Below are 23,049 nucleotides of genomic sequence, written 5' to 3'. Positions count from 1 at the left end.
CGGGCCGGCGGCGGAACGAGGCGCGGAGCCAGGAGCGGGATCAGGAGCGGAGGATGCGGGAACGGCAATCGACACAGTCTTCCCCTTCGGGCCAAAGACCCAGGTGCCCGTGAGTACCGGGGAATCCTAACCGCCTCGAACACTCAGACCACCGCCGCCTTCTGATTGGCCATCAGTGGGGTGTCCGTTCGCACCACGCGCCGGAAGGCCGCCGTCCCGCGGTTCAGGTCGTGGCCGATGGCGGAAGCGTCGATCTCCGCGGAGACCCACCGCTTGCCGTCCCCGTCGGGCGGGTCCTCCCGCACGCGCAGCCGCCCGTGCACCACCAGCGGTTCGCCGACCGATACGGAACCGGCGAGATTGACGGCGAGCGCCCGCCGCGCCCACACCGTGTAGAAGCTGGTGGCCCCGTCCGTCCAGGCTTCCTTGCGCCGGTCGAAGTACCTCGGCGTCACCGCGAACCGGAACCGTGCCGCCGGACCGTTCACCGTTTCCTTGTAGTCGATCTGCGTGGCCACGCAGCCCACCAGCGTCACCTGGGTGTCGTTCATCCCGGCCGCCCTCCCCCGTCGTCCGTGCCCGCGCGGACCATCCGTACGAGCTACGACCCATGCTGGGGCAGGCCGCGGATCCCCGCTCCGGCCTGTGGATTACTGGCGGGTTGTGGACAACCTGCTCCCCCCTGCGGCCACCGTGGCGTACTGCTCCCGCACCTCCCGGTAGCGCAGCAGCTCCGCCGCCACCGGTTCCAGCACCCGGGCCCGCCCGCATCCGGCCGCCGCCTGCCGCAGCCTGCGCTCCGCGTCCTGCCCGTACCGGCGCGCCGGGCCCCGGGCGGCGATCGAGCAGGCCCATTCCACGAGGGGCCCGCCGATGATGCCCGACACCATCAGCAGCACCGGCGGCAGCAGTCTGGGCTCCAGGACCCCGACGATCTGCCCGACCAGCCACAGTCCACCGTAGATCTGCACGAGCGTCATGGCCGCCTGCGCCAGCACGGCCGCCGGCCACCACGTGGGCCGCGGCGGTTTGACGCTGGGCACCGCGACCGCCGCCCCCAGCGTCACCGCGATCTCGTCCAGTGCCTCCGGGAGCCGGTCGGCGCCGCGCACGGCGGTCTCCCGGACCGCCTGCGCCCACGGCTCGGGCAGGCCGGCCACCGCCTCGTCGGCGACCGCCCGTACGGCCTGCTCCACCCGCTGACGGGCGGTCACCTCCTCCTCGACCGGCGCCGGCGCGACCGTCGTGCCCCGGCCGCCGATCGCCGCCAGCGCGGCCAGACCGGCCAGGGAGCGCGGCGCGCGCCGGCTCTCGTACCACCGCCACAGCCGCAGCCAGGGCGTCCCGCACGCCTTGCCGGCGTTGCGCCGCCAGGCGCGCTCGGCGGCGAGCCCGGCCGCGTACGCCCCGACCGCCTCGGCGAGGCGGTCCTCGAACTCGGCGCGCGCCGCCTCGCCGATCTCCGGCCCCGCGTGTCCGTCGGCGACGTAGAGCGGCCGCAGGCGCCCGGCGGCGCGGTCGACGTCGGCGGAGATCCGCCGGGTGGCGGCGCCCTTCTCCTGGGTGAACTGTCCGAGGAGTTCGCGCAGTTCCCCGACCCCCTCCCCGGTCAGCGCGGACAGGCCGAGGACCGTGGCGCCGGGCTCGCCGTGCTCGCCGAGCGCGATCCCGTCGTCGTCGAGGAGCCGGCGCAGGTCGTCCAGGACGAGGTCGGCGGCCTCGCCGGGCAGCCGGTCCACCTGGTTCAGCACGACGAAGGTCACCTCCGCGTGCCCGGCCAGCGGCCGCAGGTACCGCTCGTGCAGGACCGCGTCCGCGTACTTCTCCGGGTCCACCACCCACACCACGGCGTCGACCAGCGCCAGGACGCGGTCCACGTGGTCCCGGTGCGCGCAGACCGCCGAGTCCAGGTCGGGCAGGTCGACGAGGACCATCCCCCGCAGGGCCTCCGCCTCCGAGGTCTCGCGGGGCCGGCGGCGCAGCCTTCCGGGGATCTCCAGGCGGTCCAGCAGTCCGGCGGCCCCGTCCGACCAACTGCACGCGATGGGCGCCGCGGTCGTCGGGCGGCGCAGCCCGGTCTCGGAGATCTGCACCCCGGCGAGTGAATTGAAAAGTGTGGACTTGCCGCTTCCGGTGGCTCCGGCGATCGCGACGACCGTGTGCTGCGGGGAGAGTCCGCGGCGCGCCGCCGCCTCGTCGAGGACCCGCCCGGCCTCGGCGAGGGTCTTGCCGTCGAGCCTGGTCCGGGACAGTCCGACGAGCTGGCGCAGCGCGTCGAGGCGCAGGCGCAGGGCCTGCGCCTCCGGGCTGAGCGGGGGCGCGGGCGACTTGCCGCCGTCGCTGCCCGCGCCGGAGACGGCCCGTACGAGCGCCTCGTCGCCGACGTCGCCCTCGTCGTCCTCGTCGCTGCCGTCGGTCCCGTCGTCCTCGATCCCGCCGGCGGCCCGGGGCCGCGAGCGCGCGATGAGTCCGTCGTCCCAGCGGTCGTCGGTCCGGTCGGTCAGGGCGGTCACCGCGTCACCTCTCCTTCTGCAGTACGGACAGCGCGGCAATGAGCTCGGCCTGTGGTTCCGGGGTCACTTCGAGCGCTTCGAGCGGGGCGAGCCGGCGGTCGCGCTCGGCGCGCAGCACCTGGTCGAGGTGGTCGCCGACCAGTTCGCCGCCCCGGTCGCGCAGCCGCAGGGCGGCCTGGGCGCCGATGCGTTCGGCGAGCTTCTCGCCCGCGGGACGGGCGCGTTTGCCGCCGAGGAGGGCGGCGACGAGCAGGGCCGCGACGCCGTCGGGGTCGGGTGCGGGCTGCTTGTCGAGCCGGGCCACCTCCTCCTCGGCGAGTTCCTCCAGCACGCGCCGCCAGTGCCGTACGGCCATGCCGATGCGTTCCCCCGCCTCCCTGTCGGGCGCGGGCAGCGATACCGCGCCGGCGGCGGGCTCGCGCCGCCAGGCCTCGGCGATCCGTTCGTCGGCGGCGGCGACGGCGCACTGGAGCAGTGCGGCGAGGGATTCGGCGAGGGAGTCGAGCAGTTCGTCGGCGCTCGTGTCGAGCGGGTAACCGCGCCACCGGGTCAGCGCGTCCCCGGCCAGCACGGCACCGTGGTCGAGGCGGCCCCGGACCCTTTTGCCCTCGCGCCGGTACGCGTCCTCGACGGCCGAGGTCAGCCGTACGGCGGCGGCGTGCTGGGCGGCGACGGCGGAGGCGAGTTCCGGCATCCGGCGCTTGAGGGAGTCCAGCGCGCCGAGCGCCGTCCGCCCGACGGCGTACTGCCGGGCGGCCGGGTCCTGGGCGTGGTGGGCGAGCCAGGCGAAGAGCGGGGCGACGGCGCTGGCCGGGAGCAGCCCGCCCCCGCCGGCCGATTCGGGCAGTTCCGGGACGGTGAAGCGCGGTACGTCGCCCAGCCCGGCCTTGGTGAGCAGGGCCCCGTACTGCCGTGAGACCTCGGCCAGCACCTGGTGCGGGACCCGGTCGAGGACGGTGATGAGGGTGGCCTTGTACTGCTTGGCGGTGCGCAGCAGGTGCCAGGGGACGGCGTCGGCGTACCGCGAGGCGGTGGTGACCATCACCCAGACGTCGGCGGCGCAGATGAGTTCGGCGGCGAGTGTCCGGTTCTCGACCACGAGGGAGTCGATGTCGGGGGCGTCGAGGATGGCCAGTCCGCGCGGCAGGCTGGAGACGGTCTCGATGCGCATCTCGCGGGTGGCGTGGGTGTCGCCGCGGGCGCGGTCGCGGGGCCGGGCCCGGGACTTGGCCGAGGGGGGCTCCTCCTCTTCGTGGGGCACCCAGACGCGCATCAGATCGGGCAGCACGCGCATTCCGGCGAACCAGTGATGGTCATCGGGATGGCAGACGAGCACCGGGGTGCGCGTGGTCGGGCGCAGCACTCCGGCTTCGCTGACCTGCCGTCCGACGAGGGAGTTGACGAGGGTGGACTTACCGGCCCCGGTGGACCCGCCGACGACGGCGAGCATCGGCGCCTCGGGCGCCTTCAGCCGGGGTACGAGGTAGTCGTCGAGCTGCGCGAGCAGCTCGGCTCTGGTCTGGCGGGCGCGCGGGGCGCCGGGCAGAGGCAGCGGCAGACGCACGGACGCGACCCGGTCGCGCAGGGCGGACAGGGCATCGAGCAGCTGAGGCCGAACATCCAAGGTCACCACATGCGAAGAATGCCCAATTTAGGACCATTTTTGAAGCTTATACGTCCTCTGCGCGCCGACCGCGACTCCAGTGGGACATTCTGGGCACGACGGACGAGTGGGGCGCAGGCATAACGAGTGCACAACACCAAGGGCGCCGCGGCGCAAAAGCGATGCGAGAATCGCACCTGCCTGCGATTATCGGGACCGCTTCACCGAACCTCCACATCGTGGCCCGCGAGTGAAGCAACCGGGACAAGGCGACCGGAGCCCTATCCTTGACCCGGCACGGACCGCAGTCCCACCCCCACCAGGGGCTCCAGGCCCCACCAAGGCCACCTTCCGGCCCCCGTAGCTCAGTGGATAGAGCAGGTGCCTTCTAAGCACTTGGCCGCAGGTTCGAGTCCTGCCGGGGGCACTCTCCACGTCCTTTCTCAGGCCCTCCCCCGCGGAGGGCCTTTTTTCTGTCCGGTGGCGGGACGGTTCTGCCGGTCATTCCTCCGGGACCTCCACGATCAGGAGGGTCCCGTGGCTGCCGGGGCGCACCTCGTGGTGTGTCCCGGCCGGGATGCGGTACAGCTCCCCGGGGCCCACGGTGACCGCGGCGCCCCGGACGGCCAGTTCGAGGCGGCCGTCGAGCACGATGAGGATCTCGGCCGCGCCGTGCGACTCCTCCGCCACCGGCGTGCCGTCCATGCGCAGCAGCTTCACGGAGGCGGTGCCGATCTCCCCGAGCACCTCGGAGCACCAGGCCGCGGGCATCGTCGATGCCGCGTCGAACAGGTTGACCAGACTCATGGCATGCCTCCTGGAGTCACCCCGGACGGGGGGACGGTGACGGGTGGATGCCTGGACGCTACCGCCGCCGGTACGCCGGTTGGTCGACCGTCGGGTAAAGCCTGCGGGGCACCGGCGGGAGGCGTTTCGGCGGTCACTCGGACGGGCCGTCCGAGGCTCACGCAGAGTCACCCGAACCGACGCTTCGCCGTCGCTGCGGACACGGCCGGCACCGACTTGCGGACGGGCCGTGGATGGGGTTGCGTCGAAGTAGGTGTGTGCGTGGATTCCGTCTCCCCTGTTTGGGGGTGAGCCCCCGTGCTGTTCACACATCGCACGGACGCGGGAGAGCGTCTCGCCGAGGCGCTCCTTCACCTGCAGGGGGAGGATCCGGTCGTCCTGGGCCTGCCCCGCGGCGGAGTCCCGGTGGCCTTCCAGGTCGCGCGGGCACTCGGCGCCCCGCTCGACGTGATCGTGGTCCGCAAGCTCGGCGTCCCCTACCACCGGGAGCTCGGCTTCGGCGCCATCGGCGAGGGCGGCGTACGCGTCATCAGCGAGGACATCGTCCGCAGCAGCCGGGTCCGGCAGCAGGACCTCGCCGCGGTCGAGCACGCCGAGGAGGCCGAGCTGGCCCGGCAGGCGCGCAGGTTCCGCGGCGACCGGCCGCGGGTGGCCCTCGCCGGGCGCACGGTGATCGTCGTCGACGACGGGATCGCCACCGGGGCCACGGCCGCGGCCGCCTGCGAGGTCGTACGGGCGCAGGGCGCGGCACGGGTGGTGCTGGCCGTTCCGGTGGCGCCGCCGGACGCGGTCGCCTGGCTGCGCACCGAGGCCGACGAGGTGGTGTGCCTCTCCACACCGCGCGCCTTCCGCGCCGTCGGCGAGTGGTACGAGGACTTCTCCCAGACCCCCGACGAGGAGGTCGTCGCCCTGCTGACGCGGGCGGACGCCGGTCCCGGACCGGGCCGGGCATCCGGCCCGGCCGCCGTGGTGTCCGCGGTCGAGGTGGACGCCGGCGGCCTCACCCTGGCCGGGGACCTCGCCCTGCCGGAGGGTGCCGGGGCGGTCGTGGTGTTCGCCCACGGCTCGGGCAGCAGCCGGCGCAGCCCGCGCAACCGCGCGGTGGCGGCGGAGCTGAACCGGGCGGGGCTCGGCACCCTGCTCTTCGACCTGCTCACCCCCGCCGAGGAGGCGGACCGGGCCAACGTCTTCGACATCGAGCCCCTGGCCGGCCGGCTCGCGGAGGCCACCCGCTGGCTGCGGAGCCGCGTGCCCCTGCCGATCGGCTACTTCGGGGCGAGCACCGGCGCCGCGGCGGCGCTGTGGGCCGCCGCGGACGCCGCGGACGCCGCCGCGGACGCCGACACAGCCTCCGGGATCGGCGCCGTGGTCTCCCGCGGCGGCCGCCCCGACCTCGCCGGCCCGCGGCTCGCCGCCGTACGGGCGCCCACGCTCCTCGTGGTGGGGAGCCGGGACACGACGGTGCTCGACCTCAACCGCGGGGCCCAGCGCGAACTGCGCTGCGAGAACCGGCTGGAGATCGTTCCGGGGGCCACCCACCTCTTCGAGGAGCCGGGCGCCCTGGACGAGGTGGCCGCCCTGGCCCGGGACTGGTTCGCCCTGCACCTGGTGCGGTGACGGGCGCCCGCCCGGCCCGCTTCAGCCGAAGCGGCCCTCGACGTAGTCCGCCGTGCGCGGGTCGGAGGGGGTGGAGAACATGGCCGGGGTGGGGCCGTGTTCGACGATCTGGCCGGGCGTGCCCTGCTCCGCCAGGAAGAAGGCGCACTGGTCGGAGACGCGGGCCGCCTGCTGCATGTTGTGGGTGACGATCACGATGGTGACCTCGTCGGCCAGGTCGCGGATGGTCTCCTCGATGCGGCGGGTCGAGGTCGGGTCCAGGGCGGAGCAGGGTTCGTCCATCAGCAGGATCCGGGGGCGGACCGCGAGGGAGCGGGCGATGCACAGGCGCTGCTGCTGGCCGCCCGAGAGCGCGCCGCCGGGCTGGCGCAGCCGGTCGCGGACCTCCTTCCACAGACCCGCCTTGCCGAGGCACTCCTCCACCAGGTCGTCCTTCACGGCCGTCGAGGCGCGGATCCCGGTGAGCTTCAGGCCAGCCGTGACGTTGTCGTAGACCGACATCGCCGGGAAGGGGTTGGGCTTCTGGAAGACCATGCCGATGCGCCGGCGGGCGTCCGTCAGCCGCCGGCCGCGGGCGTAGATGTCCTCGCCGTCCAGCAGGACCTCGCCGGCCAGTTCGGCGCCCGGGATCAGCTCGTGCATCCGGTTCAGGATGCGCAGGAAGGTCGACTTCCCGCAGCCCGAGGGGCCGATCAGGGCGGTGACCTGGCCTCCGGGCATGGTCAGCGAGACCCGGTTGAGGACCTTGCGGCCGCCGAACCAGGCGGAGATCCCGCGGGCGTCCAGGGAGGAGGCACCCGTGGAGGTGGCCTGGGGCAGGGTGAGCGTCTCGGTCATGGGGGCCTCGATCACAGGAGGTTGGGCAGGAGCAGGGCGGCCTGGTCGGACACCGCGAGGCCGAGCGCGGCCAGTACGGGGAAGCCGACGAGCCAGGTGTGGCCGCGGCCCCAGCGGACCCGGGCCCAGGCCAGGGCGGCCGCCGCGAGCAGCAGGGCCTGGGCCCACAGGACCAGCGGGACCCAGGCCGAGGGCTGGCCGGCCATCGGGGCCTCGTCGGCGGGCAGCCGGCCGGAGGCGCGCCCGCCGGACTGCTGGGCGGGCGAGACGAGTTCGGCGTCGACCTGGAGCACCCCGCCCGGCATGTACGGGGTGCCGTCGGCGGTCATCAGGGTCAGCAGGCCCGCCTCGCCCTTCGGCCTGGCGGGCTGCGGGTCGCCGGCGCGGCGGACGCCCAGCACCTTGTACTCGTGCTCCCCCTGCCCGGTGGTCACCGTGAAGGTCTCGCCGCGTTCCAGGTCCTCGATGTCGCCGAACGGGCCTCCGTAGCCCGCCTGGCGGCCCATCAGGATGCTGGTCCCGGGCTGGCCGGGGAGCACGGTGTCGCGGCGGTGCCCGGGGCCCGACGCCAGCACCTCGGCGGTGGTCGCCTCGCGCACGACCTCCCGTACGCCGATCTGCGGGATGGTCAGCAGGGCGACCGGGTCGCCGACCGCCGCAGGCCCCACGGGGGCGGTGGCGTTGGCGAGCTTGTCGCGCAACTGGGCGTAGCCCACGCGCCGGTCCCGGTCGTGGCGCAGGTGGCCGAGCGGGCCGACCTCGGCGACGAAGCCGAGGAGGAGCGCGCCCAGGATGGCCAGGGCGGCTCCGGCGGCCCACAGGCCGGGGCCGGCGGCCGGGGCGGGGCGCGCCGCCTTGCCCGCCGGAGCCTTCCAGACTCCGGCGGGGTCGGGGCGCACGTCCACCGGCTCGGTGGAGGTGACCGTCATCTGTCCTTCTCCGTCGTTCAGTTGCCCGGGGTGCCGGAGGCGCCCGAGAAGGTCAGCAGGCCGCGGCGGCGGGCCCACCAGACGGCCGAGCCGCCGGTCAGCACCAGGCCCGCGGCGATCAGGGCGAGGGTGGTGGCGTCCGTACCGGTGTTGGCCAGGCCACCGCCGCCGGAGCCGGAGCCGCCGGTGGTCCCGCTGCCCCCGGTGGTGCCCGCGGTGGTGCCCGCGCCGCCGGTGGTGACGTTGGTGGACAGGCCGAGGCCGGTGCCGCCGGTCGCGGTGGAGGTGGTGGTCGGGGTCGGGCTCCCGGAGGGGTCCGGGGTGGAGGTCGAGGTGGTGGTCGGGGTCGGGGACGGCGTCTGGGTGCCCGTGGGCGTCGGGGTGGGCGTCGGGCCCTGTGTGGCCGTGGGCGTGGGCGTGGGCGTCGGGGTCGGCTGGCCGCCGCCCGGGTCCGTCGTCCGGTACTCCGTGTTCGACGTGAACCACATCGACCCGGTGAAATCCCCGTACGTCTCGGTGCCGAAGGCCTTGCGGCACACCACGGTCAGGTCGTAGCGGCCCTCCAGGGTGGTGAAGCCGGCCTCGTTGGCGTAGTCGCGCATGGTCATCGTCAGCGGGATGACGAGGCCGCCCGACGGCGCCTGCCCGTACGTGGAGATCGGCGAGTTGCCCACCACGTTCTTGCCCTCGGCCGGGAAGCCCTTGCCGGTCACCTTCACGAGGATGTTGGTGGCGGGCGCCGGGCAGGCCGCCGAGGTGGCGAGGTCGACGCTGGTGGTGTCCAGGCCGGTGGCCGGGTTGATCACCGCCGTGCCCGTCGGGGCGGCCTGGGCCGCCCCGGGCAGGGCGACGGCGGCCGTGGCGGCCAGCGTCGCGACGGCGGCGGCGAACACGGCGATTCCGGCCGCGTCGCGCCGGGAGGGACGGGTGAAGTGCACGATGGGCTCCTTCTTGGCGATCTCGGGTGTGGTGCGCCGGCGCGCCGACGCGGTGGCCGCCGCCCGGGCCAGGCGCCGGCGGCGCCACAGCCACAGCCCGCACGCGGTGATCGCGAGAACCAGGGCGAGCAGCGTCCACGGAACCGTCCACAGCGACACCGAGCGGGTCAGGGACGGGAGTTTGGGGTCCACGCCTTCGCGGGTGGCGACCGCCTGGACGGAGACGACGGCCGAGGAGCGCAGCATCGGCACCACGCCGTCGGCCTTCGCCGTGATGGTCAGGGAGCTGCCGGGCAGCAGGTCGCCGAGGTCCTTGAGGCCGCCCGCGGTGACGGAGCCGCCGATCAGGCCGTTGATCCGTACGGCCTGGCGGGCGCCGAGGCGGACGTTGCCGGTGTTGCGCAGGGTGTACGTCACGGTCGCGGAGCCGGTGCCGAAGGGGTGGAAGGTGCCCGCGTACGAGGCCTTCACGTCCTCCACGGCCAGGCGCGGGGTCAGTTCCCCGGCGAGGCGGAGGTAGACGCGGGTGCCGACGCGCTGGTCGAGGCGGACCTTGTTGCCCTGGGCGTCCTGGCCGCCGCCGGCGAGGGTGGCGACGATGCCGGCGGTGTGGTCGCCGGGGGTGGCGTCCCGGGGCACGGCGAGGGTGAAGGGCACGATGACCTTGGCCTTCGGCGGGACCGTGACCGTGTCCTTCTCCAGCTTGATCCAGCTGCCCGCGTCCTTCGGCGCCTGACCTGCGGGGAGCAGGTCGAAGCCGCCGTCGACGGTGTTGACGGCGTCGCTCGCGTAGACGGCGACGGTCAGCGGCTCGTCGCCGTAGTTCCAGACGGCGATCTGGTCGCGCAGGCCCGCGCCGCCGGTGACCCCGTACGAGAAGTGGGCGCGGGCGTCGGGTTCCTTCGGGCCGGCCGGCTGCACGCCGAAGGTCGCCTTGCGGTCCTCACCGGGCGCGGGGGTCGCCGCGGTCGCGTGCGCGGCCGGTACGGGGAGCAGCGCGAGCAGCAGGGTCAGCAGCAGGGCTGCCACGGGCGGGCCCGGACGGCTGCTGCGCCGGGCTGGGGCGGTGGAGGTCATGGCGCGGGCGTCCGATCCGGGCGAAGGGGGGTGCGGTCCAGGCATAGGGGGTGCGATCCGGGCGTCAGGGGCGGGGCGGAACGGCGGAGGAGAAGGGAAGGGTCCGTTCCGCCCCGGGGCTCACGCCTGGATCAGATGGCGGTGAGGGTGAGGGTGGCGCTGTAGGTGCCGGCAACCGTCGAGGTCGGGACGTTCAGCGCGAGGTCGGCGGTGACGTGCGAGGTGCCGAGGCCGGTGCCGTTGGCCAGGGTGCGGGCGGACTTCAGGCCCGCGGTGCCCGCATCGCCGGCGGCCGCGCCGTGCGCCGCGGCGACGGCGGAGCCGGCCGTGACGGTCTGCGCGGGCGCCTTGTCGACGACCTTCGGGGACCAGCCGAGGTTCTGGCCGTTGATGGCGTGCGTGGCACCGTCGGAGAAGTCGGTGACCTGGCCGCTGACGGTCCAGCCCGGGTTTCCGGCACGCGTGTCGGTGAGGGTGACCGGGTTGATGGACCCGGCGGTGGTCAGCAGGTCGCCGTCGGCGTTCAGGACCGGCGAGGGCAGGGTGACCTGCGGGTTGGCGACGCTGATGACCAGCGCGCCGGCGTTGACGGTGGTGGTGATGGTCTCGGAGGCGGTCACTCCGGCGAACGCGCCGACCACGTACGGGATGGCGCCCGAGTCGGAGCCCAGGTAGGCGCCCGCGTCGGCGGGCACGAACACGGCGGTGAAGGAGTGGTCGCCGACCGGCAGGCTGCTGGTGGTCAACACGGCGGTGCCGTTGGCGACGGGCACGGTGCCCAGGGTGGTGGTGTTGCCGCCCACCGTGTCGGTGAACTTCACCGCGCCGGCCGCGCCGGCGGGCGTGACCGTACCGGTCAGGGTCACCGGGCTGAACTGCGGCGCGGTGGAGGCCGGGGAGACGGCGAGGGCGGTGGTGGTCGCGGTGGCCGGGACGGCCTGGACCACGTAGGAGACGTGCGCCGAGGTGGAGCCGTTGTACGAGGCGCTCGCCGGCGTGAAGACGGCGGTCAGGTCGTGCGTGCCCGCGGCGAGGTTGCTGGTGGTGAGGGCCGCGGTGCCGTTCGCGACGGTCACGGCGGTGCCGAGGTTGCTCGCGCCGTCCTTGAACTGGACGGTGCCGCCGGCGCCGCCCGGGGCGACGGTGGCGGTGAGGGTGACCGGGGTGCCCGCCTGGGCGGGGCCGGCCGGGGTGACCGCGAGGGCGGTGGTGGTGTCGGTCTTCACCGCCGGGTCGGTGTTCTGGTAGGTGGTGTTCGAGGTGAACCAGACCGCGCCGGTGTAGTCGCCGAGGCTGGTGCCGTTGAACGCGGTCCGGCAGATGACCGTGAAGTCGTACTTGCCCTGCAGGGTGGTGAAGCCGGCCTGGCTGGCGTAGTCCCGCATGGTGGAGGTGAGCGGGATGACCATGCCGCCGTTGGGGGCGGTCGGGTACGTGGTGATCGGGGAGTTGCCGACCACGTTCAGGCCGCCGGCGGGGAAGCCGGAACCCTCCACCTTCACCAGCACGTTGGTGGCGTTCGCCGGGCAGGCGCCGGAGGTGGTGAAGGCGATGCCGGAGGTGTCGGCGCCGGTCGCCGGGTTGATGTCGATGGTGCCGATCGGGGCGGCGTACGCGGCGCTCGCCCCGGCCAGACCCGCCGCGAAGGCGGCGGTCAGGGTGGCGACACCGAGGGCCAGGGCCCGTGAAAATCTGTTCTTCAGCACAACGTCTCCAGAATCAGAAGATCAGGTGAGGGATCAGCTGCCGAGCGGATCAGGGGGTCTGCTTGGTGGTGTCGCCGCAGTTCGGGTTGGTGGCGAAGCCGTAGGTGTTGATGACCGAGGTCTGCTTGCAGATCTCGGAGTTCGCGCCGACGAAGACCGTGCTCCAGGGCGCGGTGGCGACCTTGCTCGTCGGGATGACGTTGTAGACGTCGCGCTTCACGCCGAAGCCGCTGTTGAGCACGGTCGGGGCCAGGCCGTCGACGGTGCCGAGGATGGCGCGGCCGCGCAGGTCGGCGATGGTCTGCGAGGACTGCGACTGGTACTGCGCGATGGAGAACGGCACGATCGACTTGTCGTCGAGGACGCGGCCGTCGTGCTCCTGGACCGGGGCGCTGCCCTTCTTGTCCTTGATGCAGGGGTAGACGCCCGCGACGACGTCGGCGTCGGTGATGCCCATCTGGGACTCCCAGAAGCTGCGGGTGCCCGAGCCGGCCTGCGGCAGGTAGACGGTCATGTCGTAGTTGGGGCCCGCACCCACGTAGTTCGGGTCGCAGTGGTAGATCGCCTTCAGGTCGGCCAGCCCCAGCTTGCGCGGGATCGACGAACCGGGGGTGATCGCGTAGGTGACGCCGTCGACCGCGAAGGGGACGTACGTCAGGCCCGGGGCCGCGGCCGCCAGGTTCAGGGAGGAGGAGCGGGCGAAGTCCAGACAGCCGTTGTTCGCCTGGAGGGAGGTCAGCAGCGCGGAGCGGCCGGCGCCGCTGCCGTTCGGGCGGGCGATCGTGCAGTTCGCGTTGACCGCCGGGTCCTTGGTGGTGATGTTCGCGGAACCGGTGGCGTCGTACGAGCCCAGGACCTTCTGGCCGTTCACGGTGATGGCGGCGGCCAGGCCGTTCATGACGTCCTGGGTGGTGTCGGAGCCGACACCGGACAGCTGGCGGTACTGCGGCGGGCCGGCCGGGTCGGCGAAGGCGATGCTGCCGCCGGCGGCGCCGAGCGCCAGTGCGGCCGCCGCGGCGGCGAAGGCGATCTTCTTCTTGTTCACTCGGGTTTACCCCTCAGCTAGGCTGCGCCCCGGGTGGTGCCCGGCACGCGTTGGGTGAAGTTCCGTTGGCGCGGACGAATCAGACGGTTGTGGCCGGGTATCACCTCCCTTCGTCGCGGTGCGCGGCGCCCGCACGCAGGGCGCGCAGGTGAGGCAGGAGACGGGGCAGGAAGCGGGGCAGCAGCGGGCCGGCGAAGGCCGCGAGCGCGCCCACGACCAGGCAGATCAGCAGCACGTGCCGGATGGCGCCGACCACCCAGCGCGGGGTGTCGCCGGTGGCCTGGGCCGCGGGAGCGGGAGCGGCGGGCGGTGCGCCGCCGGGTGCGGCCGGAGCGGCGGAGGCCGGGGCGGCCGAGGCCGGAGCGCCGCCGCCCGCGGTGGCCGCCGCGCCGCCCGCGCCCGCCGCCCCGCCGCCGGCGGACGTGGACCCGCCACCGCCCGTACCGGACGCCACGGCGCCGCTCTGCGCTCCGCCCGCGCCCGCCGACGTACCGCCGGACGCGGCGGATCCGGCGGAGGCTCCGGCCGACGACCCGTCCGGGGCCGGCTTCTTGCCCGCCTCGGCGGCGACCCGGCGGGCGGCCTCGCGGGTCTGGGCCCGCAGAGCCTCGGGCAGCGGGGCGTAGCCGTGCGGCAGGGTGCCGGCGGCCACTCCGGGGGTCTGGCCGGGGCCGGCCGCGTAGGCGAGGAGGCTGCCGTAGTCCTTGCCCTCGGCCACCGTGAGGTCGGCGGGCACGGTCGCGGCGTAGGTGAGCACGGTGAGCGGGTAGGCCGCCGGGTCCTTGGCCGCCGGGTCGGGCGAGCTGACGCCGTCCGGGCCGGGCTTGCGCGCGCCCGCCGCGGCGATCAGGCCGGCCGGTTCGGGGCCGACGAACCGGCCCGCCGCGTTGAGGAGTTCGGCGCGCACGAGGCCGTACCGGTCGGCGGTGGCGGTGTCGGTGACGGCGAGCACGGCCCGCGCCCCGGCCGGCTGCGGCGGGTCCTTCTTGTAGGCGGGGGGCGTGGCGGTCGCGTCCCAGGAGGTACGGGCGAGGGTGTCGCCGCGGCTCGCGGCGCGGGCGGCCGCGTGCATGTCGCTGGCGTAGGGGTGCTTGTCCTGGATGCACAGCGGGAAGGACGGCCGGTCGTCGAAGGGCTGGCAGTACGGGTCGCTCTTGGGGAAGCTGTCGAGCGGCAGCGCCAGGTCCTTGTAGTGCGGGTTGACGGCCATGCCCGCGTACGCGCGGTCCCCGTGCGTCCCGGCGTTGTCGGGCACCCCGCTCAGGAACTCCCGGGCGGCGAGGTCCTGCCCGACCCACTCCCACAGCTGGCGGGTGGTGTCGGCGAGCGGCTGCGGTACGAGGGCGTCGCCGAGCCTTCCACCGAAGTCGAGGCCGGTGTACTCGGGGTTGTGGCGGATGAACTCCGGGTCGCGGCCCAGGTTCTCCGGGTTCTTCGCGGTGCTCTCGGCGAAGCGCGAGTTGCCGTCCTTGTACGACTCGGTGAGCAGTTTCGCGACGAGGCGCGGGGTCAGGCGCAGCGAGCCGAGGCGGGTGCCGTTGCGGGCCTTGACCTCGTCGGGGGCGCCGAAACCGGCCTGGCTCTCGATGAAGTAGCCGATGGTGATGCCGGAGAGGGAGACCGGCGCGTACACGGGCCGCCGGGTCTCGACGGGTGCCGCGGGGCGGCCGAGGAAGACGAGGCCGGGGGCGCCGGAGAGGAGCTTGACACGGGCCGTCTCGTCCGGGACCTGCGCGTAGCCGTAGATGGCCTTGCCGCCGGTCTGGCACAGGGCGGGCTGCCAGCGGGTGACGGCCTCGGCGGCCATCTCGCTGCCGATGGTGCCCCGTTCCTCGGCGCCGATCGGGCAGAAGCTGCCGAGCGGTTCGAAGCCGAGGGGGACGACGAGGCGGTGCTTCCAGTTCGCCGGGCTGAGCGGGGAGGACTGGAGCTGGCCGCCGGACTGGGTGGTGTACGCGGTTCCGTCGATCTCGGTGGTGCCGCGCGGGACGATCACCAGCCAGCAGCCGCGGCCGGCGGCGGCGCCCTGGGTGCCCGGGACGGCCGCGCCGCAGCCGAGGCCGGGGGCCTCGATGGCGGTCTGGGTCTCGAACCAGACCTCGCCGGCGCCGCGGGCGTTGGTGCGGGCGTAGGGCACCTCGTTGGTGCTGTTGACGTCGAAGAACTCGTTCCAGTTGCCCGGGCTGACCGGGTCGTCGCCCACCGTGCGGAAGGGGGCGTACGAGATGCCGCTCGGGGTGGGCGGCGGCAGCGGCTGGTTCTCGCCGTCCTTGAGCCGGTCCCCGTAGTTGAGCTGGCGGCTGTTGGTGTAGGCGCCGGCGGCCTGGTTGCCGGCGCCCGCGCCGAGCGCCGAGGAGCCGCCGAACTGGCACTGGTCGGTCGTGGGGCCGGTCGGGGCGTCGCCCCAGCACTGCATGATCTGCAGGTAGTTGGCGGCGTACGCGGTGTCCGACACGGTGGGCGCCCCGCCGGTCCAGGAGACCTTGACGACCTGGTCGACGAGGTTGCGGGTCTGGCTGACGGTGACCTTGAGGGCGGCGAAGTCCCCGGCGCCGGAGACCGTCGTCTCCGAGCCGTCGGCGGCGTACGCGGCCTGCGCGCCGTCGCCTCCGGCGGTGGCGACCACGGGCAGCAGGGCCAGGCAGAGCGCGCCGAGCAGCAGCCGGAGCCGGCGCGGGCGGGCCGGGGCGGCCGGGCGCGATCCGGGCCCGGGCGTCGCGGCCTCGGGGGTCACGGCCTGGCGGGTGCGGGTGCGGGTGCGGATCAGGAGGCCGCGCATCAGGAGAGCGCGCATCAGGAGCCGCCTCCCGCGCGCCGTCGGGCCAGCCGCCGGGTGAGCAGCGGGGGCCCCACGGTGAGGGTCAGCAGGATCAGCGCGCCGAGCACCATCAGCGCGGTCTGGAGCGTCCCGCCGATGCCGTTGGCGGTGGTGACGGGGATGCCGAACAGATCGCCCGCGCCCGCCGCGAGGGGCCGGCCGGTCTCCGGGTCGACGGCCCCCGCTCCGCCGTCGGCGGTCGAGCCTTCGCCGCCGCCCCCGCCGGTCGCGGCGCCGCCGGTGGCCGCCGCCCCGCCGTCGGCGCCGGTGCCGCCGCCCGAACCGGAGCCTCCGGTGGCGGCGCCGCCCCCGGAACCGCCCGTGCCCGTACCGCCGTTACCGCCGTTGCCGCCGCCGGTCGCGGCGCCGCCCGAGCCGCCCGAGGCGCTGCCCGTCTGGGTCGGGGTCTTGTTGCCGCCGGTGCCGATCTCGCACTGGGTGGCGCCCTTCTTGTCGCATTCGGAGGGCTGGGGGGCGGTGTTGGCGAGGGTGTTGGTGCCGTCGGCGGAGAAGGTGGGGTTCTTGCAGTTCTTGATGTCGATGTTCGTGGCGGTGACCCCGGGGATGCGGCGGACCTGTTCCAGACCGGCCTGCACGAGGTTGATCGGCAGCGGGGAGTAGCCGAGCCGGTCCACGGAGCGCTGGCCCTCGCAGAGGAAGTAGTAGGCGAAGGCGCCGAGCGCCTTGCCCTTCTGCGGGTTGAAGTTCGCTTCCTGCGCGGTCGGAATGATCATGTAGCTGTAGCTGGAGAGCGGGTAGTTGCGGCGGTCGCTGCTCTCGTCGTAGACCTGGCTCAGGTCCTGGGTCAGGTCGGGCCTGATCGTGGCCTTGGTGAGCGAGACGGCCACGTTCTGCGCGGTGGGCTCGGTGTAGTAGCCCGCCCCGTTGAGGATCTTGGCGACGGGGAAGCCGGTGGTGGCCACCGCGTAGGAGTACTCGACGTAGGTGATGGTGCCGACGTTGCCCTCCTGGGCCACGTAGCCGGAGACGCCGTTGGAACCGGACTGGCCGACGAATCCGCGGCCGGCCACGACGGGAAAGTTGGAGGTCTGCCCGCAGGGGGTGGAGCGGCCGGCCTTGGCGCAGTAGGCGTCCCACAGGCCGCCGTGGCGCATGGCCAGCCAGTTGGTCAGCTGGGCGGTGGTGCCCGAGCCGTCGGAGCGGACGACGGGGACGATCCGGCGGGCGGGCAGCGAGCTCGCGAGGGCCGGGTTGTCGGCCTTGATGGCCGGGTCGTTCCAGGTGGTGATCGAACCGGTGAAGATCTTGGCCACGACCTCGCCGGAGAGGCGGAGGTTGGTGACCCGACGGTTGCCGATCTTGAGGTTGTACATGAAGGCCGTGCCGCCCGCGACGATCGGCATGTAGCCGAACTTCCGGGAGGGCGCCGGGTCCACGACCCCGGAGTCCTTGATGCCGTAGGGGATCTCGGAGACGGCGAAGTCGACGGTGCCGTTGCGGAACTGGTTGCGGCCGTCGGACGATCCCGTACCGCTGTAGTTGACCGTCATGCCGTACTGCTTGACGTTGGCGCGCCACTGGTCGAGGGCGTTCTGGCTCCAGGTGGAACCGGCGCCGGAGACCGGTACGTAGCTCTCGGCGGCGGCGGGCACGGCGCCGGGCAGGGCGAGGGCCACGGCGGCGAGGAGCAGGGCGAGCGCGCGGACGAGGACGCCCGCGGGGGCACGTCCGTGGTGGGCCGGGGGTCGTCCGGGCATCGGGAACTCTCCTGATCGGTGACGTGTCGTACGGAGCCGGGCGCTCGGGGCGCGGGCGCAGGCGGTGCGGAGCATCGGGAGTGCGGGTGGCGGGCCGGTGCGCTAGGCCCAGGGCGGCGGTTCGGGCCGGCGGCCCTTCGGGGGCGGCAGCGGACCGGTGGGCTCCGCCCCCGACCCGGTCGGTCCGCCCGGCTTCCGGTCCATGGGCGGACGGTCACCGGGTGCGGCCTGCGATGCCGTCCCGGCCGCATCGTCCGGACCGTCCGCATCGGCCAGACCGTCCGGCTCGCCCGTCCCGGCCGGCTCGCGGCCGCGCTCGGCCCTGGCGGCCATGCGCTCGGCGTCGCGCGCCGAGGCGAGGACCCGGCGGTGCTGCTGGCCGCGGCTGAGCTGGCCGGGGGCCCGGCCGCCGATGACGCGGGCGAGCACGAACAGCAGCAGCACCAGCGCCATCAGCAGGGCCGCGCAGCCGAACCCGCGGGCGATCATGGTCTTGTCGGGGTAGCCGACGAGGCTGAAGGTGGCGAGCGGCAGCGACATCTGCGGCCCCTCGACGGGGTTGACGTTCAGACCGGCCGCGATGCCCGAGGTGAGCAGCACCGGGGAGGTCTCGCCGATGCCGCGGGCGGTGCCCAGGATCACGGCGGTGGTCAGTCCGGAGCGGGCGGTGGGCAGCACCACCGTCCACACGGTGCGCCACTGGCCGGCGCCGAGGGCGTAGGAGGCCTCCTTGAGCGAGCCCGGCACCAGCCGGATCACCACGTCGGAGGCGCGGATGACGATCGGCAGCATCATCACGGACAGCGCGAGGGCGGCGGCGAGGCCGGACTTGTCGTTGCCGAGGAGCAGGATCCAGGTGGCGTAGACGAACAGGCCCGCCACGATCGACGGCAGCGCGGTCATCGCCTCGACGATGGTGCGGACGAACCGCGCGTAGCGGCCCGGGACTTCGTTGAGGAACACCGCGCAGGCCAGCCCCAGCGGCACGGTGACCGCCAGGGCGATGCCTATCTGCTCCAGGGTGCCGACGATGGCGTGCAGCGCCCCGCCCTGGGTGAGCGGGTCCAGCGGGCCGGTGCCGGACATGTCCTCGGTGAAGAAGTTGAGGTGGGTCAGGGCCTCCCGGCCGCGCACGATGGCGTAGCCGACGACGAGGAGCAGGGCGGCCAGCAGCAGGGCGGCGATGCCGTGGACGAAGGCCTGGGCGAGGCGGGCGCGGACGGCCGAGCCGTTCTCGTCGAGGGAGACGAGGACCGCGTACAGCGCCATGAAGGCGAGGTAGAGGACGACGGTGAAACCGAGCGGCCCGTCGAAGGGCAGCACCCGCCCGAACAGCAGCGAGGTCAGCCCGAGGGCGGCGGCCGCGGCCCCCACCAGGGCGAATACGTCGCGGGCGTGCACGGTGGAGGTGTTGCGCCGCTGCTCGGCGGGCGCGCCGGGGCCGTCGGTGACCACCTCGGGGCGGACGGTGCGGGGGGCGTCGGCGGTGGCGGGGCCGGCCGGGTGCGTGGTGACGGTCATGCCTCGGCCCCCGCTCCGGAACGGCTGCGGGCGACCACCGAGGACGCGATGAAGTTGACGACGAGGGTCATGAGGAAGAGGGCGAGGCCGGCGGCCATCAGGGCGGACATCCCGAATTCGCTGGCGGATCCGTAGCGCAGGGCGATGAGGGCGGACACGGAGTTGGCGCCGTTCTGGAGGACGTGCGGCTGGAAGACGAAGACCGGGGAGATGATCAGGTAGACGGCGATGGTCTCGCCCAGCGCCCGGCCGAGGCCGAGCATGGTGCCGCCGATGATCCCGCCCCTGCCGAAGGGCAGGACGACGGAGCGGATGACACCCCACTGGGTGGCGCCGAGGGCGAAGGCGCCCTCGCGTTCGCCCGGCGGCGCCTGGGCGAAGGCCTCGCGCATCACGGAGCAGGCGATCGGCGTGACCATCAGCGCGACGACCATCCCGGCGATGAAGGTGGAGGAGGTGTAGAAGGTGTTCGGGCTGAGCGGATCGCGGGGGCTGTCCCCGTCGACCGCGAAGAGCGGGAACCATCCGAAGTAGGTGGTGAGCCAGCGGGAGAGGCCCACGACGCTCGGCTGGAACAGGAAGAGCCCCCACAGGCCGTAGACCACGCTGGGCACCGCGGCCATCAGGTCGACCAGGCTGATCAGGGTCTGCTTGAGGCGGCGCGGCGCGTACTCCGTGATGTAGAGGGCGGTGCCCGCGGCGAGCGGCACGGCGAAGACGATCGCGACGGCTCCGATGAGGACGGTGCCGGGGAGGACCGCCGCGATGCCGAAGCGGTGGGAGTCCGGCTCCCACGCGGAGGTGGTGAGGAAGGCCGGGCCCGCGTCGCGCAGCGCCTCCAGGGCGCGGCCGCCGAGGAAGACGCCGACCAGGGTCATGATGAGGAGCACCACGGCGCCGGCCCCGCGGGCGGAGCCCCGGAAGATCCGGTCGGCCGGGTCACCGCCCTTGGCGAGGGGGCGGGGCGCGTCGCCCCGGTCGGCGGGGTCGGGCCCGCCGACGACGGTGGTGGTGGTCGCGGTGGTCACAGCAGGCCTCCCCCGCGGACGGCCAGCCCCGGCGCGTCCCCGGCGCCGGGCAGGCGCAGGCCGCGCAGCCGCCGGGTGTAGGTGACGCCGGAGGCGACCTGCGCCCCGGCGACGGCGGACAGGAACAACTGGAGGCTGTGCCGGCACTCGCGCTGACGGCGGAAGGTGCGTACGGCCACCGCCACGCAGCGCTCGTCGAGGGTGAGCTGCCAGGTCCAGGCTCCGGCGCCCGTGTCGGTGACTGCGGCGGTGCCGGCACTGGTCCCGGTATCGGCAGCGGTACCGGTGCCGGAGCGGGCGCGGGTGCCCGTTCCGGGGGACATCACCACGAGCGCGGTGACCCGGTCGGCCTCCGCGCGGAGCCGCTGCACGGCGGCGCAGCAGGCCGTGAGGCTGCTGTGCACGTCCGGACTGCGGCCGAGTTCGTGGTTGTTGGCGCCGACGAGGCGCCAGGTCACGGCCTCGGGACCGCCGCCCTTGGCGCTCTGGTCCGAGCCGCGCCCCGGCGCCTGACGTCGTGCGACGTCCACCCACGACACGAACAGAAAACGTGGCCGAGACACCGGTCCGCCCCCCTTCCCCACAAGCCGTGCATGGCCGGAAATCGGCCACCCACCCATGGCCGCGGGCATGACAATCCACGGGGCGTAGGGCTGTGGGGCACACGGATTGGTGAAGCAGAAACGGAGAACATGTGAACGCGAAGAGGAGGCGCACGCGCCCCCCGGCGACCGCGCGCCCCCCGGCCGTCGGGCCACGCGATCGCCGCATGATCGCTGCATGATCGCCGCGTGATCCCCAAGGGATTCCCGGGAGATCCCCACGAGATCCCCACGGAATCCCGACGAGATCCCGAGGAGATCCCGGGCAGACCTACGAGATCCCGAGCAGCCTGACCGCCTGGTAGTACGTCCACGCGGTGCCCTCGCACGAGCGCTTCCGGCTGCCCGGGTACTGCGCGCAGACCCGCCTCATGTCCGCGAGGAACGCCTCGTCCAGCCGGGCCTTGGCGGCCGGAAACAGCCCTGCCGCCCGGTGGTTGCGGTAGCCGAAGTCGTGGCGGTCGCAGGCCGCGGTGAAGGGGAAGCCGAAGGGGTTGTCCGGGGAGGAGGTGCAGTGGTCGGTCGACCAGTCGAAGCCGTACGCGGCCCACGCGCCCCGGTGCTCGCGCGCGTCGGCCCATGCCTGGTAACTGGCGGCGCTGGACTGGGTCCAGCGGCTGAGCACCAGCGGTTTGTCGGCCGGGACCTCCGGCGCGGCCCAGGCGGCCGGCGCGAGGGCGAGCACTGTGGTGGCGGCGACGGTGGCGAGAGCGGGGACGAGGCGGCGACGGCGCATGGAGGGTCCTCGGGGCCGGGGCGGACGGATCACCCCGGCCAACAGGGCCGGACCCCACCCGGTTACTGCGCGCCGCGCGCCGGTCCTCCGGTGAACCCCGTACGTATGCTCCAACGGCTTTGCACGGGCGATGAGTTCCCGCCCGGGGTGTGACTTTTCGCCGCCCCTGCACACCTTCTCGCCACGACGATCGTCGTCCCATACTCCCGGAGCGGCACGGTGGCGGCCGCAACGGTCTGCGGCACGACGAACACGGGGTGGGGCACGGTGGATTCAGCGGCGGTCACGGCACGGTCGACAAGGGGCGCGACGGAGTCGGCGACGGTCACAGCGGCGTCGGCGACGGACACGGCGGAGTCGGCGACGGTCACAGCGGCAGCCGCGGGCACCTGGAAGCTCGGCGACCTGGAGGTGAACCGCGTCGGCTTCGGCACGCTGCGGCTGACCGGAAACGGCATGAGCGGGAATTCCGACGGCGCCCCGATCGACCGGGAGGTCGCCGTCGGGATCCTGCGGAGCGCGGTCGAGCGCGGGGTGAACCACATCGACACCGCCTCGTTCTACTTCTCGCCGCTGCGCTCCGCCAACGAGCTGATCAACCGGGCGCTGGCGCCGTACACCGACGATCTGGTCATCGCCACCAAGGTCGGACCGTGGCGGGACCCGTCGGGCGCATGGCTGGGGATGGCCGGTCCCGGGCAACTGCGCGGGCAGGTCGAGGAGAACCTGCGCCAGCTCGGCCGGGACCACCTCGACGTGGTCAACCTGCGCGTGAACGGCATCGTGTCGGTCGCCGAGCACTTCGGCGCACTGGCCGAGCTGCGGGAGGCGGGGCTCGTCCGCCACCTGGGCCTGTCCTGCGTCACGCCCGAACAGCTCGCCGAGGCCCAGGCCATCGCACCCGTGGTCTGCGTGCAGAACCCGTACGGCCTGGACCAGCGGCTCGCCGACACCAACGGCCTGATCGACAGCTGCCGTCGGCAGGAGATCGCCTTCGTTCCCTTCTTCGCGATCTCGGGCCGGCGGCGCGAGGCACCCGCCGACGACACCCACGGCGACGGCCTCCGTGCCGTGGCCCGCGCGCACGGGGCGACACCCGCGCAGGTCAGGCTGGCCTGGACCCTGCACCGCGGGCCGAACGTGCTGGCGATCCCCGGCACGTCCGACCCCGGTCACCTGACGCAGAACATCGCCGCCGGCGCGCTGCGGCTGTCGCAGGACGACCTCGACCGCCTGGAGGGTCAGCGCTAGGGGGATTGGGGCGCCGGAGCTTCTGCCGGGGGTGGGGGTTCGGCCGGCTGCTCGGCCGGCGGCGGAGGCGGAGGCGCCACCGGCTGTTGGGCCGGGGGCGGGGGTACGGCCGGCTGCTCGGCCGGCGGCGGAGGCGGAGGCGCCACCGGCTGATGCACCGGAGGCGGGGGTACGGCCGGCTGCTCGGCCGGCGGCGGAGGCGGAGGCGCCACCGGCTGATGCACCGGAGGCGGGGGTACGGCCGGCTGCTCAGCCGGCGGCGGAGGCGGAGGCGCCACCGGCTGATGCACCGGAGGCGGAGGT

At 74.1% G+C, this 23,049-nt stretch carries 17 protein-coding genes and 1 tRNA gene; 3 read left to right on the top strand and 15 right to left on the bottom strand.

The features are described 5' to 3' along the window. Positions 1 to 143: 143 nt before the first annotated feature. The 3 genes from ACIPYQ_RS01320 to ACIPYQ_RS01310 all read right to left on the bottom strand — a co-directional run bounded on the left by ACIPYQ_RS01320 (position 144) and on the right by ACIPYQ_RS01310 (position 4,137). Positions 144 to 551, bottom strand: a complete 408-nt coding sequence (locus ACIPYQ_RS01320; protein ID WP_361756985.1) for a single-stranded DNA-binding protein — start codon at positions 549 to 551, stop codon at positions 144 to 146. A gap of 99 nt (positions 552 to 650) precedes the next feature. Next, positions 651 to 2,513, bottom strand: coding sequence for a GTPase (locus ACIPYQ_RS01315; RefSeq protein ID WP_401245099.1), 1,863 nt, complete (start codon positions 2,511 to 2,513; stop codon positions 651 to 653). 4 nt (positions 2,514 to 2,517) lie between these two features. Beyond that, positions 2,518 to 4,137, bottom strand: a complete 1,620-nt coding sequence (locus ACIPYQ_RS01310) for a dynamin family protein (protein WP_401245097.1) — start codon at positions 4,135 to 4,137, stop codon at positions 2,518 to 2,520. 333 nt (positions 4,138 to 4,470) lie between these two features. On the opposite strand from ACIPYQ_RS01310, the gene ACIPYQ_RS01305 reads away from it, so the two are divergent. Beyond that, a tRNA-Arg gene (locus ACIPYQ_RS01305) sits at positions 4,471 to 4,543 on the top strand. A 74-nt stretch (positions 4,544 to 4,617) separates the two neighbouring features. On the opposite strand, the gene ACIPYQ_RS01300 is transcribed toward ACIPYQ_RS01305, so the two are convergent. After that, positions 4,618 to 4,923: a cupin domain-containing protein gene (locus ACIPYQ_RS01300; RefSeq protein ID WP_361756993.1), complete on the bottom strand. Its 306-nt coding sequence runs from the start codon at positions 4,921 to 4,923 to the stop codon at positions 4,618 to 4,620. A 297-nt stretch (positions 4,924 to 5,220) separates the two neighbouring features. Between ACIPYQ_RS01300 and ACIPYQ_RS01295 the strand changes: the two genes are divergently transcribed. Continuing rightward, positions 5,221 to 6,540 (top strand): phosphoribosyltransferase family protein, encoded by a 1,320-nt coding sequence (locus ACIPYQ_RS01295; RefSeq protein ID WP_401245095.1) that lies wholly within the window; start codon positions 5,221 to 5,223, stop codon positions 6,538 to 6,540. Between the two features lie 21 nt (positions 6,541 to 6,561). Here the strand turns inward: ACIPYQ_RS01295 and ACIPYQ_RS01290 are convergent, their stop codons facing one another. The 11 genes from ACIPYQ_RS01290 to ACIPYQ_RS01240 form a co-directional block, all read right to left on the bottom strand. Next, entirely contained in the window at positions 6,562 to 7,377 is an 816-nt protein-coding gene (locus tag ACIPYQ_RS01290; protein ID WP_361756999.1) for a phosphate ABC transporter ATP-binding protein, read from the bottom strand. 11 nt (positions 7,378 to 7,388) lie between these two features. Next, on the bottom strand, positions 7,389 to 8,306 hold the full coding sequence (locus ACIPYQ_RS01285; RefSeq protein ID WP_401245093.1) for a sortase: 918 nt from the start codon (positions 8,304 to 8,306) through the stop codon (positions 7,389 to 7,391). Positions 8,307 to 8,323: 17 nt separating this feature from the next. Further along, positions 8,324 to 10,321, bottom strand: coding sequence for a WxL protein peptidoglycan domain-containing protein (locus ACIPYQ_RS01280; protein WP_401245091.1), 1,998 nt, complete (start codon positions 10,319 to 10,321; stop codon positions 8,324 to 8,326). Positions 10,322 to 10,452: 131 nt separating this feature from the next. Then, complete coding sequence (locus ACIPYQ_RS01275; protein ID WP_401245089.1) at positions 10,453 to 12,027, bottom strand: Ig-like domain repeat protein; 1,575 nt, start codon at positions 12,025 to 12,027, stop codon at positions 10,453 to 10,455. Between the two features lie 49 nt (positions 12,028 to 12,076). Then, positions 12,077 to 13,072, bottom strand: coding sequence for a substrate-binding domain-containing protein (locus tag ACIPYQ_RS01270; protein WP_361757011.1), 996 nt, complete (start codon positions 13,070 to 13,072; stop codon positions 12,077 to 12,079). Between the two features lie 100 nt (positions 13,073 to 13,172). Beyond that, entirely contained in the window at positions 13,173 to 15,866 is a 2,694-nt protein-coding gene (locus ACIPYQ_RS01265) for a hypothetical protein (RefSeq protein WP_401245087.1), read from the bottom strand. After that, positions 15,866 to 17,608, bottom strand: coding sequence for a phosphate ABC transporter substrate-binding protein PstS (gene pstS / locus ACIPYQ_RS01260; RefSeq protein ID WP_401245085.1), 1,743 nt, complete (start codon positions 17,606 to 17,608; stop codon positions 15,866 to 15,868). Before pstS ends, ACIPYQ_RS01265 begins: the two co-directional genes overlap by 1 nt. A gap of 102 nt (positions 17,609 to 17,710) precedes the next feature. Beyond that, positions 17,711 to 19,129 (bottom strand): phosphate ABC transporter permease PstA, encoded by a 1,419-nt coding sequence (pstA, locus tag ACIPYQ_RS01255; protein WP_401245083.1) that lies wholly within the window; start codon positions 19,127 to 19,129, stop codon positions 17,711 to 17,713. Then, positions 19,126 to 20,157 (bottom strand): phosphate ABC transporter permease subunit PstC, encoded by a 1,032-nt coding sequence (gene pstC / locus ACIPYQ_RS01250; protein WP_401245081.1) that lies wholly within the window; start codon positions 20,155 to 20,157, stop codon positions 19,126 to 19,128. Before pstC ends, pstA begins: the two co-directional genes overlap by 4 nt. After that, complete coding sequence (locus tag ACIPYQ_RS01245; RefSeq protein ID WP_401245079.1) at positions 20,154 to 20,687, bottom strand: hypothetical protein; 534 nt, start codon at positions 20,685 to 20,687, stop codon at positions 20,154 to 20,156. The genes pstC and ACIPYQ_RS01245 overlap by 4 nt, the downstream gene beginning before the upstream one ends. Before the next feature lie 343 nt (positions 20,688 to 21,030). Further along, positions 21,031 to 21,495, bottom strand: a complete 465-nt coding sequence (locus ACIPYQ_RS01240) for a phospholipase (RefSeq protein WP_401245077.1) — start codon at positions 21,493 to 21,495, stop codon at positions 21,031 to 21,033. 219 nt (positions 21,496 to 21,714) lie between these two features. Here ACIPYQ_RS01240 and ACIPYQ_RS01235 point away from each other — a divergent pair, with 219 nt between their 5' ends. After that, complete coding sequence (locus ACIPYQ_RS01235; RefSeq protein ID WP_401245075.1) at positions 21,715 to 22,746, top strand: oxidoreductase; 1,032 nt, start codon at positions 21,715 to 21,717, stop codon at positions 22,744 to 22,746. Positions 22,747 to 23,049: the final 303 nt, after the last annotated feature.

This window comes from Streptomyces sp. NPDC090045 (genome assembly GCF_044747975.1).
Classification (GTDB): domain Bacteria; phylum Actinomycetota; class Actinomycetes; order Streptomycetales; family Streptomycetaceae; genus Streptomyces.
The sequence above is the reverse complement of the archived record's forward strand: the minus strand, read 5'-3'. Positions and strand labels throughout refer to the sequence as shown.